The following is an 18959-nucleotide window of genomic DNA, read 5'->3' as shown; positions in this document are numbered from 1 at the left end:
ATAAATAATCACCTTTTAATAATTAATAATGAAATTAAAATTTATTCCTGTTTTTGTATTTGCAGTGTTTGCAGTTGAAACAGGCTTTTCACAAGATTCTGCTGCGGTTAAAAAGCCTGCAATTGTAGCCAAGTTAAAATCATATAAAGAGGTTATTACTGCAAAATCTGTTACAAAAACCGGTTTGTTTAAAGTTCATAAAGTGGATGAACGCTATTATTTTGAAATTCCTGATGAGCTCTTGTCTAGAACGTTTTTATTCTCTACACGTTTAAGCAAGGTACCTACGGGAAGTCCTCGTTTTGGTGGCGACTTGATGAATACTATGATTGTTTCATTTGAAAAAGCACCTGGTGATAAATTGTATGTACGTGCAGTAACCAATGTTGCACAAAGTGATGATAGTAATGAGTTGGCCAAAGCGGTTAAAAATTCGACGATTGATCCGATCATAATGGTGTTGGATTTAAAAACCAGAAGTAATGATGGTAAATCATCGGTTATAGATATGACTGATTTTTTCCTGAAGGACAACCTGATTTCAGGTTTTCATCCGGCAGCTAAAAGACAAATGGGCACCGGTACACCGGCTGCAGACAGGTCAGCTATTTTGTCAATGGAAGCTTATCCTGTAAATATTGAGGTAAGATCAATGAAGACTTATTCATTGGGGGCGGCACCAAAACCTGCAGGTGAGGGCGCGGAAGGTGCAGCTGCTCCAACAGCTTCAAATGCCGGTGTTACATTTGAGATCAGCAATTCAGTAATGGTATTGCCTAAGGACGCGATGCAGCTTCAGGCTCACGATCCACGTGTGGGTTTCAAATCTGATGATTATCTGGTTTTTTCTGATCAGCAGCAGAAAGTTGACAAGAGACGTTTTATCATCAAGAACAGGTTAGAAATCAGACCGGAAGATTTAGCCCGTTATAAAGCTGGTAAACTGGTTGAGCCTAAAGAACCGCTGGTATACTATATAGATCCGGCTACCCCAAAACAATATCGGAAATATATGATTGCGGGAATAAACAATTGGAACGAAGCATTTAAGGGCGCAGGATTTAAAAATGCGATTATCGGTAAGGAATGGCCTGAAAATGACAAATCTATGGACCTGGAAGACGGGCGTTTCCGCGTAATCCGTTACATGCCTTCAGCTACTCCATTTGTGGATAACAACCAGATAGCAGACCCGCGTACAGGTGAAATTGTACAGACCTATATCGGCTGGTCTCATAGTCAGGTTAAAACACTTCATGATTGGTACATGGTACAGGCAGGTGCTGCCGATGCAGGCGCACGGAACATGAAATTTAGCGAAGAATTAATGGGGGCACTGATTACAGCTGAAATTAGCCGTACAGTAGGCTTTACACTTGGCTTAACCGACAACCTTGGCAGTAGTTCAACTATCCCGGTGGAGCGTTTAAGGGATAAAAACTGGCTGGCAAACAATCCTTTCAACAATTCAATTATGGATTATACCCATTATAATTATGTGGCACAGCCTGGTGACATGGTTCCGCGTAAAGGGTTAATCCCTCAGATTGGTGCTTATGATAAATGGGCAATTAAATGGGCCTATAGCTATACAGGTACAACTGATTTTGAACAGGATAAAAAAATCCGTTTGAAATGGATCAACGAAAATGTGAAGCCAGGTTCGGGCTTGTTATATGCTAATCAGCCTGCCGGAATAAAACCCCAGGAAATTACAGACCCTTCTGCGCAGTGGGAGGATTTAAGCAGTAATCCGGTTAAGGCTGCAGAATATGGAATAAAGAACCTGAAGTCTTTGATGACAAACCTGGTTAAATGGACCACAACCGATGAAAATACGTATTATAATACTTCTGATATTTATTATACGATGGTGAGTCAATATTCTTTCTTTATGCGTCATGCCTTTACTCAGGTTGGTGGAGTAAATGAGGATATTAAAAGCATAAATCAGGCTGGTGATGTTTATGCACCAGTTCCCAAAGCAACACAAAGGGCGGCAGTTGCTTTTTTAAACAAAGAGGTATTTAATACTCCGGAGTGGATTATGAATCCTGAAGTGTTAAATAAATTCCAGAAACCGGCTAAAAAAGGGGAAGTTACAAAAATGCAGGAAGATGCGATTTTTTATCTTGTTTCGACTGCAAGGCTTTTCCGTATGAATGCAGTTACCATGCGTTATGGAAAAGAAAAAGCATATACGGTTGATGAGATGCTTACTGATTTAAGAAAAGGTCTTTTTGCAGAGGTACAAAACCGCCAATTGGTTGACGGAAACAAACGGTACCTGCAGAAGTCGGCAATAACCTATTTACTTAAAGCCCTGGCAGAGGGAGAACAGCTTCCTGATCCAACCAAGGATGGTCTTATTGCCGGTACAGATGTTCCGGTAGTCTTAAGGTCGCAATTGAATGCTATTATGGAGCAATGTAAAGCAGCCATTCCTGCATATAAAGACCCATTAATGGTGTCGCACCTTAAATATATTTCGGAAAAGATTAACAATGCTTTAAACCCGAAGAATTAACAATTTGACTTTTATAAGCAAGATAACAAGTAAATAATGAGATTAAAATTCATAGGTATAGTGGTGCTTGGATTGTGCAGTACGTCGCTGTTTGCACAGGATAAAAAAGAAAAGCAATCGGGTTCAAAAGCTGATACCGTAAAAAAAATAGACCCACTGAAAGCGATCATTACCAATAATACGGTAATTCAAAAAGGTTTATTTAATATTTATAAAACCGGGGATAAATATTATTTCGAAATCCCCGATTCCCTTTTAACCAGGGAATTGCTTTTAACTAACTGGTTGGTTAAAGTTCCCGGTGGAAGTCCGAAATATGGTGGTGAGCAGATGGACCAAAAGACCATTTTGTTTGACAAGGGCTTAGGGAAAAAAATCAATTTGCGAATAGTTGGTATATCTACGAAAGCTGATCCGAATAATGTTATCGCAAAGGCTGTTGAAAATTCAAACATCAATGTGATTGCTACGGTATTTGATCTGAAGGCAAGAGGTAAAGATGATAAGAGCTCTTTTATTGATGTAACGGATTTTCTTCAAAAAGAAAACCCTTTTACCAAATTAGGAGAAGAAGTAACAAAAAAGTTGAGTTTAGGTGCTATTGCTGCTGACAGAAGTTATTTAAAGAGCATCACAGCTTATCCGATCAACCTTACAATGAAATCGGTTCGCACTTACTCTGCTACTCCGCCGGCAAAGCCTACTCCATTTGCTCCGGTTCTGGATGCTGCCAGAATTGGTAATGCAGTTACGCTGGAAGTTTCAACATCCATTTTGTTGATGCCTGAAAAGCCAATGGTTGGTCGCGAATTTGACCTGCGCGTGGGCTACTTCGCAAATGGGTATATTCCGCTTACTGACGATCAGCAAAATGTCAACTTTAAATCGTTTATTGTCCGTTACCGGATGGAGCCTAAGGCTGAGGATATGGAAAGATATAAAAAAGGTGAACTGGTTGAACCAAAACAGCCTATTGTATACTATATTGATCCAGCTACACCTAAACAGTGGCGCCCTTATCTTATCCAGGGGATAAATGACTGGAATGAAGCATTTAAATCTGCTGGTTTTAAGAATGCCATTATCGGTAAAGAATGGCCTCAAAACGATACGACCATGAGCCTCGAAGATGCGCGTTATAAGGTGCTACGTTACCTGCCTTCGGAGACGGCCAATGCTTATGGACCTAATATTCATGATCCAAGAAGTGGAGAGATCCTGCAAAGTTACATAGGCTGGTACCATAATGTAATGACATTAGTTCACGATTGGTATATGCTTCAGGCAGGTCCAAATGATCCAAGAGCACGTACCATGACGTTCAGTGATGAGTTGATGGGCGAGTTGATCCGTTTTATATCTTCCCATGAAGTTGGGCATACACTTGGCTTAAGGCATAATATGGGGGCAAGCTCCCAGACCCCGGTTGAAAAGTTGAGAGACAAAGCCTGGGTGGAGAAACATGGACATAGTGTTTCGATTATGGATTATGCACGCTTTAACTATGTAGCGCAGCCTGAAGATGGAATTAGCCCTGAAGGTATTATGCCACGCATCAACGACTATGACAAATGGGCAATTAAATGGGGCTACGCTTATACAGGCGCAAAGAGTATTGAGGCTGACCGAAAAATTGTTTCGAAGTGGATTGTTGATAGTTTAGCTGCTAATCCAAAATTATGGTTTGGTGGTGAGGGGTTAAACCATGATGCCCGTTGCCAAACCGAAGATGTTGGTGATAACAGTATGGAAGCAAGTGCCTATGGTATCAAAAACCTGAAATATGTGTTGGCGAATTTACCGGAATGGACAAAAGAAGAGGGAGATTTATACAAAAACCTTACCCAGATGTATGTTCAGCTGATTAACCAGTATAACCGTTATCTTAATCATGTTACTAAGAATATTGGGAGTGTATATGAAACCATAAAGTATCCGGGCCAGGAAGGGGATGTATATGAATCTGCCCCGATCGAAAAACAAAGGTTCGCTGTAGCATTTTTAAATAAGGAGCTTTTCGAAACGCCATATTGGTTGATTAATCAGGATATTTTGAATAAAATAGGTAACCCAATGCGCAATAGCAGTGTTAAAATTATTCAGGATAGACAGATGGAGGCTGTGTTCAATGATCGCGTATTTAATACTTTATACATGATGCAGGAGCGTTTCGGTACAAAGAATACTTATTCGATCTCTGGATTATTGGCGGACATGAAGGCAGGTGTATGGAGTGAGCTTAATACACATAAGCCGGTTGACCAGTTCCGTCGTGATGTTCAGAAATCTTATGTCAATGCACTTTTGAGAAGCATGAAAGAGGCTGAGGTTGGTAACAATGCCATCGGCTTATTGTTTGGAGGTAATCAGGCTGCAGAAATGGCGCCGATAACTACAGCAACTGACATAGGTGCATTAATTGCAGTTCATTTGGAAGATTTACGTAAAGATATTCTGAAGGCTATTCCAGCTGCAGCTGATACAGATTCAAAGGAACATCTGCAATATGTTGCAAATTATATCAAGAAAGCGTTAGATAACCGTTTTAATGTTAAATAAATTTTAAATGAAGAGGCTGTATCCATAAATGAAAATTTTGAATACAGCCTTTTTGTTAGAAAACAATTCTAAAAAAGGGATGATAAAGAAGTTATTTGCAGTCATTACATACTGCGCTTTAAATATAATTACGGCCTATGCAGCCGAAATTAAAACAACCATTAACTGTACGGTTCATGGTCCAAAAGGGAGCAGTATGAATCTGTATGCATTAAAGGATGGCAATACTACGCGTGTAGGCTCTCAACAGCCTGATGCCAATGGAAATTGTACGTTCAATGTCCCTGAAAAAAAAGAGGGGGTCTATTTTTTTGCAAAAGCAGGTGGTAAAAGCTCAGATTATAAATTTGTAATTTATCTTAAAGCTGGTGACAAAAAACAAATAGATTTTTACCTGGAGCAGACTTCTGTTGACTATGACAGCTGTGTGGTGAATAAACCCAATCCTGAAACTGCAGTTATCCAGAAATGGACAACTGCTTTAAATAGTTACGCTAAAAGCGTATTTGTAAAAAGCGATAGCACTTATATTAAATATTCCGCATTTGAAAAGAAAGCTGGTTCATTCTTAACCGCCAATAAGACCTCTAATGTTTTTTTTAATAACTGGATGAAGGATAAAGTGAACACAGATTTAAAATATCTGAGAGCAGCTAATTTTTTTGGTTTTGGAAAGCGTTTAAATAGATATTACGACAGCAGTGCTGTGGTAAAAAACTTTTACAAACCTTTGCTGGATAAAGGAATTGTTTCCAATCCGGGATTGCTGCGTTCTGAGCACGGCCTGGATTTATTGAACTATGTTTTTGCTTACTGGGAATTTAACAAGAGGAAAAGCGGGGATGGGCTGGCCATGGCGCCATTCTCTGAGAATCTGAAGTTCATTACCAGCAATGAAGTAAAAGCGGCTTATTTAGTTTACAAGATGCAGCCGATCAAGACCTATGAGGATTTTGTTAAACAGGTTCAGCCATACAAGGCTTTACTGATAAAAGAGGAACATAAAGCTGCTTATCAGAAAAAATACGAAGAGTTGTACCTTTTTGCTAAAGGAACGCCAGGCTATAATTTTGAGTTGAAGGATGTGAACGATAAGACCTATACTTTAGCTGGTTTTAAAGGTAAAGTGGTAGTAATTGATATGTGGGCGATGTGGTGCGCTCCTTGTTTGGCTGAAAAGCCGGTGATGGAAAAAATTGCCCACGAACTTAAGGATAGGAACGATATCGTTTTTGTAGGGGTATCGGTTGATGGCCTTAACAGAAGGGAGATCTGGAAAGGCTTTGTCAAAAAAAATGGTTTTACCAGTATTGAACTTTTATCAAATGCCACTGAATCCATTCAAAAATATTACAGGATTGAAGGCATCCCACGTTTTTTGATTTTTGACCGAGAGGGCAAAATTGTATCGGTTGATGCTCCTATGCCTTCATCCGGTAGGTTTAAAAAAATAGTAGACGATGCATTAGCAGCAAAATAATCTGATACACATGAAAAAGTATATGAAAAGTCTTCTGGTTGGTTTTTTTTGTTTAATAAGTGCAATAAGTACTTTCGGCCAACAGGGAGCTGTTAAAATAACAGGAACGTTTACGCAAAAGAAAAATTATGAGATTACCATAGCCGGGAAAACTAATGAAGGGTCTTTCAGGGCTGCCCAGTATTTTGTAGATACAACTACAAATAATTTTTCTATTGTTTTTCCATTTCGTACGGGTGCGACCTATGAAATGCGGGTTGCGGTAATGAAGAAAGGTAATCGAAGACTGGAGGTTGACCTTGTTGCAAGTTTTCCGTTGAAAGCGGCTGCAAGTCAGCGTCTGCATGTAACGCTTAATCCTGCATTATTCAAACAGCCGGGGAAAGGCCTTACTATTGGGAAGTTACCAGCAAAAACTGCTGGAGTTTCTGTTTCCGGCTGGTTAAAAGGGATTCCAATGGGTATGGACCTCTCTATCGGGAAGGTTGTGGAGGGGCAGCTAAAAACAATCCAGACCTATTGTATCGCTAAAGGTGATTCGTCTTTTAGCTTTTCGGTACCTGTTGAAAAAGCGGGTTTCTATTACCTTTCTACGGTGAGGATTAAAAAGAGGTTGTATCTTAAACCAAATGATCAGATCAATCTGGTACTGGATCCTAAATCCGGAAATGAGCTTAGTGCGTCAAAATCAACTGTTGAAAATCAATTGATCGCTCAATGGGAACAGCTGAAGGCTCCATTAATGTCCTTCGTTGCTATGGGAGCTAAGCCTGACCGCGAAGCCTTTTCTGCGGTTTATAAGGACTTACAGCCAAAGATTGGTGCATTTATGAAACAGGTTAACACGACTGATACTAAATTCAATTCGCTTTTTAAATCCGCGATTCAATTGGATAACAACTTGCTGGCGCTAAACGTGCTGTTAAAATCTTCTTTGGAGAAGAGAGGTGCATTTATGATGCCATCCAGGGATTTCTTAAATGTCCCTGATTATTACAGGTCGTTTCTTAAGGAGAACAGATTGAAATCGGCTAACATTCTTCAGTTGGCAGAAGCAAATGATTATGTTAATCTGTATGCGAAGTTTAGTTTATGCAGTTTGGATGAGGTAGAAAGAAGACAAATGGATGATGCCCACAGGGTGAAATTGATGATGAATTCAATTACGAATGATACTTTAAAGTCATTTGTATTAAAATCTCAATTGGAGGAACTGGAACTGAGTGTATCTAATTATAGTGAGTTTGGAGAAACATTTATGCCTTATCAAAAGTATGCCAAACTACCTTCGGTTAAGCAAAAGTATGACCTCCTTTTAAAACAGTTTGTTGCCGATACAGCCTTTATTGGGAAGTCTGCTTATGATTTCACTCTGCCCGATGTAAACGGTAAAATGGTGAGCATGAAAGATTTTGCAGGTAAAGTAGTTTTAATTGACGTATGGGCTACCTGGTGCGGACCTTGTAAGGCACAAATGCCTTTCTTAAAAGAAGTAGAAGCGTCTTATAAAGGGAATGATAATGTGGTTTTCGTTGGCATTTCATTAGATGCTGAAAAGGATAAACAGAAATGGCTTAACATGATCAAAGAGAAAGAACTAGAGGGAATACAGCTTTTGGATGATGTAGGGAAATCTTTTGGTAGAAAATACAAAGCGGTATCTATTCCACGTTTCTTTTTAATTGATAAGAAAGGAAACTGGGCGGAGGTACGTTGCCCGTTACCGGAAAATAAGGATAAACTTAAAAAGTATATTGATCGCGAACTGAATAAAAGTATATAAGAATGGCCCCAATTGGGGCCATTCTTATTTTATAGCGGATATATTTTTAACAAGCCAGCTCAATCTCCGGAACCTCCATTTTCATTCCGATATCATGATTTCTTTTGTATTCAAGGGGTGAGTTTCCTGTAACCTTTTTAAAGATTCTGGAAAAATAAAAAGGGTCTTCGTATCCAACTTTTTCGGCAATTTCCTTTATGATCAGATTACTTTCAGTTAAAAGCGTGCAGGCATGTCGGATTTTAATTTTGATAAAATAATCAATTGGGGAAAGGCCGGTTCTTTGTTTAAACAACACAGAAAAATGGGCTGAAGAATAGTTAAATAGTTCAGCTATTTCATCGGTGGTAAGACGTTTATGGACATTTGCCTTCATATAGGAGATAGACTGAACAAACCGGTCTTTACTTCGGGCTTCCTTTATGCTTTTATTGGCGCGGTTTGGAAAAATAAAGAAGGAAAAAAAACGATACAGGCAAAGGCTGGCATATCCAACATTTTCATTTGTATAACCATCCATTAAACTAGAGTACATTTCCTGCCATAATTCAAGGATTTGCTCATTGTAGGTTAAGCTTGTAGGAACTTCATATTTTTCCAGATCAAAATCAGCCTTTAACTCATTGATCATACTTCCACTAAAGTGTACCCAGTAAATTGTGGATGGGTTTTCAATATCATTCTGATAAGAACAGAATTGTGCACGGGGTAACAGAATAAATTGATTTGCAAGAACAGCGAAGTTGTTCTTTTGAGTTTGGCAATAGCCTTTTCCATCCACACAATAAATCAATATGTAATCCGGACAGCCTCTTTCCTGAACGTGGGAATGGAACTGGGCATTGGGTGAATTGCCTATTCCATTTATGTAGAGAGCGTTTCTGAAAGGTGTTTTTCTAATGTACAAGTTTGTTGTACGCCTGATGTCTTTCATAGTCCTTAAATAGTTTGGTTTTAATTGATGGATCAAAAATGGTGTTTCAATCAGCATTTAAGGAAAAATGCACCACTACAAAACCACTACATAGTGTTGTTTTTGCCATGTTTTTACCACTACAGCCGTTTAATCTTCCAATAGAGATGTTTTTTTTGTAAGCTTTTAGCTTCTGTTTCGAGTTTGATCTAACTGAGATAGGAAGGTTACTAAATTCTGTTCCGTACCCGTTAGGTCTAATTTTTTACGTAACCGTGTTCTGGCTATTTCTATAGATTTTGTACTTTGATGTGTTATGGCCGAGATTTCTTTAGTTGTCATATTTAACTTTAAAAAGGCGCATAACCTCCGTTCACTAGGACTGAGATTTGGAAATTTCTCATTTATGATATTAAAAAAATCTTCATGAACTTGTTGAAAACTGAATTCAAATTCTTTTAATAATTCCGGCCGAAGGTTAGACTGGAGATCCGTAACAACCTTTTGTATCTCAGGCTGCACCTCTTTATCTACGCTCTGCTTAATTTTATGTAGCTTTTCCGAAATATGATCAATGAGTTCATTTTTCTCCATAAGGTGCATAATGCCGGTTGTAAGTTCTTTGTCTTTTAGCTCAATGTCTTTTTCCAGGTTTTCTTTTTCTAATTTCAAATGGGCTTGTTCAAGTAATGAATTTCTTACTTTGTTTCTCTGCATAAAGAATAACAGGCTTACAATAATCAGTGATAGCGTAAGGGCAATTCCTGCCAATAAGTATCTAAGCTCTTTTTCTCTTTGTCTGGCCCGTTCTTCGTCACGTTTTCTGTCGAAATCAAACTGTAATTCCAGTTGAGCGATTTTATTTGAGCGTTCAGCATTAAATAAGGTATCGCTTACCTCTTTATTTAATGCAAGGGCCTCGAATGCCGGTTTGTAATTCCCCAGTTGTTGATACAATTTGTACAAGTTAGACGAAGCACGACGTATGGTTAAAAGATCTCCTGTACGTTGTCCTAGCTTAATGGCCTCTTTTAAGTACGTTTCAGCAATACTGTAGTTTTTCAATTCAAAATAAAACTCTCCTAAGCCATCGTAAGATATAGATATGCCGGATTCATCATTGTTTTTTTTGCGGATAGCTAAAGCTTCTAAATAATATTTAAGCGCAAGTTCATTTTTGCCTTGTTTATGAAATAATCGGCCTTGATTCGTTAATACATGTACTAAATTACTCTCGTCTTTTAATTGTTTACAAAGGTTTAACGATGCTGTGTAAAAGAAATTTGCCTTGCTAAAGTCATTCATTTCTTCATAAATTATCCCCAGATTATTAAAAAGGCTTTGTTTTAATGTCTTTTCAATACCGATTTCTGATTTTTTCGTAGAAGAAATTTTAAGCGCCTGGTTGTAATATTTAATAGCAGTTTTATAATCTCTCTGATAATAGTTGATGATGCCTATCCCGTTATAAGCTGATAAAAGATCATTAGAGTTTGCGGTTTTGTTTTGAATGATTTCCTGATAAAAATTTAAAGACCTTGGATAATTTCCGATCAGCAGATAAGTTTTAGCAAGATTTAAGGTAGCTTTATTTATCCAGTCCGGTAATTGGATCTCATTCGCCAGTTTCTTAGACTCTTCGGCATAAGTTAAAGCCGATTTAATATCCGATTTGCTTGTTAGTTTCGAAAGAGCAAGTGTCGTCTTTATCTTTTCGAGTTTAGATTCCGTTTTAGTTAAATGAGATTTTAAACTATCTACTTTTTTAGACTGCCCATTAACACCTAAACATGACAGTAAAATGAAAGCGATTAAAATAGATACATTATTTATAATACGGCGTAGCGTTTTTTTATGCTGTAATAAAATTTTATGGATAGTCAAAAGGATCAATATTTAGGGTTTTGGTCTCGTAAACATACAAATCTGAAGACGATAAAACTATCTGAAATGCTACATTAAATTAAATTTATGTTCAATTTTTCGCATCTAACTGAATAAGAAAATTCACCAGGTTCAGGTCCGTACCTGTCAGATTTAACTTCTTACGCAACCGGGTTCTGGCTATTTCAATGGACTTGGTACTTTGGTATGTTATGGCAGAAATCTCTTTAGTCGTCATATTCAATTTTAAAAATGCACATAGTCTTCGTTCACTGGGACTTAAGTTTGGATATTTTTCATTTAAAATGTTGAAAAATTCCTGATGTACCTGCTGGAATCTAAATTCAAATTCCTGTAGAAGTTCAGGATGGAGATTAGATTGGAGGTCAGCCAGTACTTTTTGGATAACAAGCTGAGATTCTTCGCTTGCATTTCGTTTATAATCATATAACTTTTCTGAAACCTCTTCAATAAGTTCGTTTTTTTGAATAAGCTGTAAGATGTTTGTGGTTAGTTCTTTATCTTTTAACTCGATATTGCGTTCCAGCTCTATTTTTTCAAGTGTTAAATGGGCTTGTTCCAGTTGTACGTTTCTTGTTTTATTTTTTTGCAAATAGAAAAGCAGTGTTACTATAATCAGGGAAAGGCCAAGGGTAACTCCGGCCAGCCAGTAATATAAATTCTTTTCCCGTTGTTTGACTTCGAATTCGAGTTGTTTTCGCTCGAATTCGAATTGGGTTTCCAATTGACCTATTTTGCGTGTTCGTTCCTCATCGTAAAGGGTATCGTTTACTGTCTTATTTAATTCCAGTGTGTTTAAGGCGTTGCTAAGGTCACCTTTTTCCTTATACAATTGGAATAGGTATAAGGATGCCGTATTTACATTTTGCCAAAATTGGACTTTTTTCCCAAGTGCAATAGCATCCTTTAAATAGGCTTCTGCAGATTTATAGTCCTTTCTGGTTAAGTAAAACTGTCCGATATTGAGATAGGAGCGTGTAAGCCCCCATTCGTCATTGTATTTCTTGCGGATCTCCATGGCTTCTTTAAATTGCTTAAAGGCCAGATCACTTTTGCCTAGATTAAGATATAGGCTCGCCTGATCATTGATAACATTTGCTATAAGTTCATGGTCATTTAATTGCCTGGCAAGGTTCAGCGCTTCGTTAAAGTACTGCGCCGATTCATCGTATTTTTTTGTTTCATTAAAAACGATACCAATATTTTTCAATAGTGCTGCTTTACGTTCTGTTTGTTTCTTATTTTCCGGCTTTTTGAGAGAGAATTGTTTGAGCGCCTGAAAAAAGTATTTAAGGGCATTGTTGTTATCATTTTCAAAATGATAAAGGATTCCCATTCTCTCGTAAATGGAAAAAAGTGTATAGGAGTCCCCCAATTTTTGGGCGCCCGGAATAGCTTTAAAGTAAAGCTGGAGTGCATGTGGATAATTTCCCATATGTAAATAAGAGGTAGCCTGGTTTACATAGGCTTTATTTAACATGGAATCGGAATTTATTTGATTTGCAAGTTGTTCAGATTGTTTGGCATATAGAAGTGCAAGCGTGGGATTCGGTTTATAAAACTCTTCTGAAAGTTGTATGGTTAACCTGAGTTTTTCTTCTACAGATTTTGTCCGGTTCAAAAGATTTTTTAGGCTGTCTGCGTATACATTAGACTGCCCGTTTACGATTTGTTGAAATAAAAAAAAGGCAATTAAAATAAAGTATGCTTTTAGTTTAATGCCTGCAGCTGCATTTTTAATGCAAAAGCATTGAACAATAAATTTAAAAATCACAGGAAATGTTTGTAGGTATAAAATTACAAATCTTTTAGCGGAATAAATAGTGGTTTTGGTTGTAGTAATGTTTAGAAAGAAAAATTCCGTCTAACTTAAGATTAGGTACGATAAGGGTTCTATAAGAGATCGGGTGTTATTTTGTGTTTTCTTTATAGTTACAATGTTTATATAGGGTGTAAACTATGTAAATGACCCTGTTTACACCCTGTTTAGACCGAGGTTAGACCCTGTTTATATATGGTTTAACTCCTTAGCTAATTTAACTCAGAGTAAAGAGTGTCTAAACTAAATTGTTAATCTAATCTTCCCGAATAAGTTTTATTGCATAATAGCATGTTTGTTCTATATGTTTGTTGTAAAGTTTGTTACTTTATATCACAATGGATGCTTATAGTGAATACACAGACCAGGAATTAACGGACTTATTGAAACAGGACGATCGGGAAGCTTTTAATCAGATCTACAATCGTTATGTTCAATACCTGTATCAATACGCCTTTAATATTCTGAAAGATGAAGATGAATGCACTGACGCCGTGCAGGATATTTTTGTCTGGCTCTGGGAAAATAGACGAAAGATTAATGTCAGTATTTTGAAGGGCTATCTCATTTCTGCGGTAAAATATAAATTAACAAGGGTAATTCAGAGCAGTAAAAGGAGATCAGAGATTCTGTCTTTAAATCCTTTTAAGGAAGAATCATTTATCGAAGATAGTTTAGAAATTAAAGAACTTAAGCAAGCCATTCATGAGTTTGTACTGGGACTTCCGGAAAGAGCCAGGATGATTTTTGAGATGAGCCGTAATGAATACCTTTCTAACAAGGAAATTGCCGCCAGGCTAAACATTTCCGAAAAAACTGTCGAAAATCAGATGACCATTGTTTTGAAAAAACTTAAATTGGGATTAGGTAAAATGTCATTCTGGTCTACCCTGATCTGATCAGGAGATTGACTTTAAAATAAATTGTAATTTCTTTTGGGGGCTGGGCCTTGTTGATGTCCCTATATATTAAAAGATACGAATAAGCCATGATGAATGATAAAGAATGGTTCGAGCTAATCGGGCGTATTTCAAGTGGAGTTGCGAACGACGAAGAACTGGGCAGGTATAACGCATGGTGTAATGCCTGTCAGACAGCAGATTTGCCTGTTAAAAACTTTGCTGCTGTAAAAGACCTCATGCTGGTCAATATTAATAAAAAAATAGATCATACCCGTACCATTCGTTTGCGTTATTATAAAGTGGCTTCAATAGCTGCGGTAATTGCGGTCGTTGTTGGGGTTTGGTTCTTCTATGTGTCTGATCATTACCATCAATCTGAATTGCGTACTTCATCTCATTTTGCCAATGATGTGTCGCCGGGGAAAAATACTGCAACCATAACGCTTGCCAACGGAAAAATCCTTCAGTTAAGTGATGCGAAAAATGGAGTAACTATTGGTGATTCCAATTTGAGGTATAACGATGGTAGTGTTGTTGAAAGTGGCGACATTAAGGAAGGTAATATGTTAACAACAATCACGCCCCGTGGCGGGACTTACCAGATTACTTTGTCCGATGGTAGCCAGGTATGGATGAACGCAGATTCTAAAATGATTTTTCCCGCTAAGTTTTCGGGAAAATCAAGAGAAGTATTACTGGAAGGTGAAGCATATTTTGAAGTAGCTAAAGATAAAAGCCGTCCATTTATAGTTAAAACCGAAAAACAAGAGGTAAAAGTGTTAGGAACTCATTTTAACGTTGCTGCCTATCGCAACGAACATGTAACCAAAACGACTTTACTCGAAGGCTCAGTTGAAGTGGTAGCTGCCGGTGGCAATAAACTGAAAATTAAACCTGGAGAACAGACTTATTTACATGATCATACATTTACCATAAGTAATGCTGATATAGACGAAGCTGTCGCCTGGAAAAACGGTGAGTTTATGTTTAATAATGAACCGCTCGAAAGTATCATGAACAAAGTGTCCAGATGGTATGATGTCGATATAAAGTTTCAGTCAGTTGATACGAAGCACAAAACTTTTAATGGAACAATTGCCCGTTTTGAGAAAGTTTCTAAGGTACTGAAGATGCTTGAATTAACAGGACATGTCCATTTTAAAATAGAAGGAAAAGTAATAACCGTATTGAATTAACAACTAAACCATATAAACCAACAAGATGATGAAAAGACCAACAGAACCTTAGTGCGAACCTATCGTTTATCTTATAGATAATCAGGAGCGCTTGCGACGCTCCTGATCAGATATCTGATAAACCAATGTGAGTATGTGAACCCTTTTTTAATTTAAAACAGATAACCAAATGTATAAAATTTATACTAAAATTTTGTGCTGGTCAGGCCAGCGTATGCCCAAAATGCTGATTCCGGAGGGACCACCGTTCCGCTGGCTCAGCAAAGCAGATAAAAAGAAATTGATTATGCGAATTAACCTTACAACTGTTTTATTAATTGTTACCATGATGCAGGTAAGTGCTTCAGGTTTCTCGCAGCAGCTAACTTACAGGCAGAAAAATGTTTCCTTAAGTCAGGTGTTTAAGGAAATCAAAAAACAAACCGGCTACAATGTACTTTGGTTTTCTGCAGAACTGGATGCCCGTAAAAAAGTAAATGTAAATTATACAAATACCCCTTTAAAGGAGGTATTGGACAATACCTTGCAAGGCCTGTCTGTTTCCTATACCATTGAAGATAAAACCATCATTTTAAAGCAGTACACGCCAGTCCTGCCGGATAAAAAAACTTCTTTCTTTGCTGATGAGATTGTGAAAGGTGTAGTGTATGACAACGAAGGTTTGCCGCTTGCCGGAGCCTCTGTGTCTGTAAAGGGAGGCAACAAAATCGTGATGACCAATGCTAAGGGTGAGTTCACCATCAGTATTGAAGATGAAAAAGCCGTATTGGTCATTTCGTATATTGGTTTTAAAACCAAAGAACTTAGTGCTAAAACAGATTTAAAGAACATCAGACTGGAAGTTGAATCCACTCAGTTAAAAGAAGTAGGCGTTAGTATCAATAACGGATATCAAACCATAGCCAAAGAAAGAAGCGCAGGTTCTTTCGCGAAACCTGATATGACTATAGTTGAAAATCGTACCGGTAGTATGAATATTTTGCAACGTCTTGACGGACTGGTTGCAGGTTTAACTATAAATAACGCACCAAATGCCAGTCAAAATCCTTTTATAGTGCGCGGACTTTCTACAATTGGCGTGAGGGATGATTCGGGCGTTCTATCCGGTACAAGCCGAAACCCATTGTTTGTGGTTGACGGAATTCCTATCGACGATGTTTCTACCATTAATCCCCAGGATGTAGCCGATATTACTGTGCTTAAGGACGCCACAGCAGCCTCAATATGGGGTGCCAGAGCTTCCAACTGTGTAATCGTTATTTCTACAAAAAGAGGGGGAGGTGGCAGATTAAGAATCAGCTACGATGCCTTTGTCAATTTTCAAGGTAAGCCCGATCAGAATTATTTTAAAACATTAAACAGCAGGCAATTTATTCAGGCAGCTACCGAAGTTTTTGATCCCGTAATATATCCATGGGAGGAAGCATCAAGCTTCACGAATATGGGGAATGCGGGTGTGGCACCACACGAAGTGATTCAATATAATTTGTTTAGAGGACTTATTACGGATGCACAGGCTAAAACAAGTCTGGATAGTCTGGCTGGCATGGATAACAGACAGCAAATCGAGGATCTGTGGTATCGGAATGCCTCTGTAATGAACCATACCATATCTTTGTCGGGAGGCAGCGATAAATATTCTTTTTATGGCTCAGCAGCTTATACCAATACCATTAGTAACCGGCCAGGTGAAAAAAATAATGCTTATAAAATTAACCTGAGGCAAGATTTTTCTATCGGTAAGTTGATCCAGTTAAACCTGATTACTGATCTGAATAATAACACAGCTGGTTCTAAACGTAATATCCAGGTCAATCGTAATTTTTATCCGTACCAAATGTTTAAGGATGCCCGGGGCAATAATATTTCTATGCCTTATATGGGATACCTGAGCGAAGATGTAAGGACGGATTTTCAAAATCTTAGCCGCATTGATTTGGATTACAATCCGTTGGATGAATTTAATTACGGGCATACCAACAGCAATGACTTGTTGAGCAGAAATGTTCTGGGGCTGAATGTTAAACTGCTGGATGGTTTAAAGTTTGAAGGATCTTACGGCTTCATTAAAGGGAATGGTAAGCGGGATATTTACGACGATACCAAAAGTTACATGGTAAGGAGTGAACTGGTGCAGTTTACAGTCGCACCTGATATCAATTCCACACCGGTTTATTATCTGCCGGAAGAGGGAGGAAGGTATAGCCAGATGAACTTGAACCAGCAGCACTGGACCATCAGAAATCAATTGAGTTACAACAAAAACTGGGATGAAGATGTTCATCAGTTGAGTGTTTTATTGGGACAGGAAGCAAATGAAAAACTGGAATCCAGTAGCTTCAATACATTAAGAGGGTACAATGAGTTGCTGCAGACTTTCGGTGCTGTAGATTATGCTACCCTGGGCGTAGACGGTGTATCATCACCCGTAATGCCCAATAGTTACGGTTCAAGTTTACTGATTAATGATCTATTCGGCCAGGTTGAACGCCGTACCCGGTTTTCATCCTATTTTTCTAATCTGGCCTATACCTTCGATAGAAAATATGCGGTCAACGCAAGTTTTAGAATAGACAAGAGCAATCTTTTTGGTTTGGATAAATCGGCGCAAAACAGGCCGGTATGGAGTATAGGAGGAAAGTGGATAGCCAGTTCAGAAGAGTTTATGAAAAATCTGCCATGGTTAAACAATTTGGCACTCAGGGCTACTTACGGCCTTACAGGTAACTCTCCTGATCCGGGAACAGCTGCTTCCTATGATATTTTAGAAGCACAGCGAAGTTACTTTTTACCAGGTGGAAAGGGTGTCCGGATTTCCACACCATCCAATAAAAAGCTAACCTGGGAAAGCACTAAAAATATCAACCTGGGCGTTGATTTTGGATTGCTGAACAACCGGATTAGTGGTAGTATAGATGTGTATCAGAAAAAGACAAGCGATCTGCTAGCCAATGTGCCGACGAACACTTATACAGGTTATTCAAGTATTGTCGGTAACCTCGGCGACCTTAAAAATAGGGGGGTGGAACTTAATTTAAATACGGTTAATGTTGGTGAAGGAAATTTTAAATGGAATACTTTATTCAACATAGCCTATAATAAAAATACCATTACCCGTTTAAACCTTGACGCACCTGCAACTACAGGTAAGCAGCGGATTAATCAGCAGTATGTTGAAGGTTTTCCTGCTTTCGCTTTATTTGCTTATAAATTTGCGGGACTAGATCAGCTCGGCGATCCGCAAATTGAGCTCGCGGATGGGTCAGTAACCAAAGCGCCTAATTCGACTAAGGTTGAAGATGTACGTTTTATGGGAACTTATCAACCGGTTTGGAGCGGTGGGATAGCCAATATGTTTTATTATAAAAGCTTTAGTTTAAGTGCAAATGCAGTATTTAATCTGGGCCATAAGATGAGGAAAGATGTTAATCAGACTTTCACAAACAGGTTAACACATTCAAATATTAATTATGATGGCTTTACAAGCGGAAACCTTCATGCCGATTTTGCTGATCGATGGAAGGAGGCCGGAGATGAGGAGCGAACCAATATTCCATCGTATGTGTCTAATTCTTCATTGAGCTATACGCGCAGAGAAGTTGATTATTATACTTTTTCCGATATCAATGTCGTGAGCGCCTCTTATGTTAAACTGAGAGACATTACACTGGGCTACAGTTTACCCAAACTGCTGGTTAAAAAAGTGCAGGCAGAACAGGTTACTTTTCGGGTTCAATTGTCTAATCTGATGCTTTGGAAAGCCAATAAAGATGATATTGATCCGGAATACATGGATGCGATTTCTGGTTTGCGGAGTACACTTGTTAATCAGGGTACTATATCATTTGGAGTTAATGTACAATTTTAATTTAAAG

10 protein-coding genes are annotated in these 18959 nt (G+C 38.2%); 7 read left to right on the top strand and 3 right to left on the bottom strand.

Going from position 1 to position 18959, the window contains the following annotated elements:
- Positions 1–28: 28 nt before the first annotated feature.
- From R2Q84_RS06460 to R2Q84_RS06445, 4 genes are all read left to right on the top strand, one after another.
- Positions 29–2527, top strand: a complete 2499-nt coding sequence (locus tag R2Q84_RS06460; RefSeq protein ID WP_316815714.1) for a zinc-dependent metalloprotease — start codon at positions 29–31, stop codon at positions 2525–2527.
- Between the two features lie 36 nt (positions 2528–2563).
- On the top strand, positions 2564–5086 hold the full coding sequence (locus R2Q84_RS06455; RefSeq protein ID WP_316815713.1) for a zinc-dependent metalloprotease: 2523 nt from the start codon (positions 2564–2566) through the stop codon (positions 5084–5086).
- Between the two features lie 79 nt (positions 5087–5165).
- Positions 5166–6566 carry a TlpA disulfide reductase family protein gene (locus R2Q84_RS06450; RefSeq protein WP_316815712.1) on the top strand — a complete coding sequence of 467 codons (1401 nt, stop codon included), beginning with the start codon at positions 5166–5168 and terminating at the stop codon, positions 6564–6566.
- A 10-nt stretch (positions 6567–6576) separates the two neighbouring features.
- Positions 6577–8349 carry a TlpA family protein disulfide reductase gene (locus R2Q84_RS06445; protein WP_316815711.1) on the top strand — a complete coding sequence of 591 codons (1773 nt, stop codon included), beginning with the start codon at positions 6577–6579 and terminating at the stop codon, positions 8347–8349.
- 46 nt (positions 8350–8395) lie between these two features.
- Here R2Q84_RS06445 and R2Q84_RS06440 read toward each other — a convergent pair whose 3' ends face one another.
- The 3 genes from R2Q84_RS06440 to R2Q84_RS06430 form a co-directional block, all read right to left on the bottom strand.
- Positions 8396–9283, bottom strand: a complete 888-nt coding sequence (locus R2Q84_RS06440; RefSeq protein WP_316815710.1) for an AraC family transcriptional regulator — start codon at positions 9281–9283, stop codon at positions 8396–8398.
- A 165-nt stretch (positions 9284–9448) separates the two neighbouring features.
- On the bottom strand, positions 9449–11146 hold the full coding sequence (locus tag R2Q84_RS06435) for a tetratricopeptide repeat protein (RefSeq protein WP_316815709.1): 1698 nt from the start codon (positions 11144–11146) through the stop codon (positions 9449–9451).
- Positions 11147–11237: 91 nt separating this feature from the next.
- Positions 11238–12941 carry a tetratricopeptide repeat protein gene (locus R2Q84_RS06430; protein ID WP_316815708.1) on the bottom strand — a complete coding sequence of 568 codons (1704 nt, stop codon included), beginning with the start codon at positions 12939–12941 and terminating at the stop codon, positions 11238–11240.
- 383 nt (positions 12942–13324) lie between these two features.
- On the opposite strand from R2Q84_RS06430, the gene R2Q84_RS06425 reads away from it, so the two are divergent.
- The 3 genes from R2Q84_RS06425 (at position 13325) to R2Q84_RS06415 (ending at position 18952) form a co-directional block, all read left to right on the top strand.
- Complete coding sequence (locus R2Q84_RS06425; protein ID WP_316815707.1) at positions 13325–13885, top strand: RNA polymerase sigma-70 factor; 561 nt, start codon at positions 13325–13327, stop codon at positions 13883–13885.
- Positions 13886–13974: 89 nt separating this feature from the next.
- Positions 13975–15084, top strand: coding sequence for a FecR family protein (locus tag R2Q84_RS06420; protein ID WP_316815706.1), 1110 nt, complete (start codon positions 13975–13977; stop codon positions 15082–15084).
- Between the two features lie 169 nt (positions 15085–15253).
- Positions 15254–18952: a SusC/RagA family TonB-linked outer membrane protein gene (locus tag R2Q84_RS06415; protein WP_316815705.1), complete on the top strand. Its 3699-nt coding sequence runs from the start codon at positions 15254–15256 to the stop codon at positions 18950–18952.
- Positions 18953–18959 lie beyond the last annotated feature (7 nt).

It is taken from the genome of Pedobacter nyackensis (assembly GCF_032678475.1).
GTDB lineage: Bacteria > Bacteroidota > Bacteroidia > Sphingobacteriales > Sphingobacteriaceae > Pedobacter > Pedobacter nyackensis_A.
Note: the sequence above shows the minus strand (reverse complement) of the source record. Positions and strands in the feature narration are given on the sequence as shown.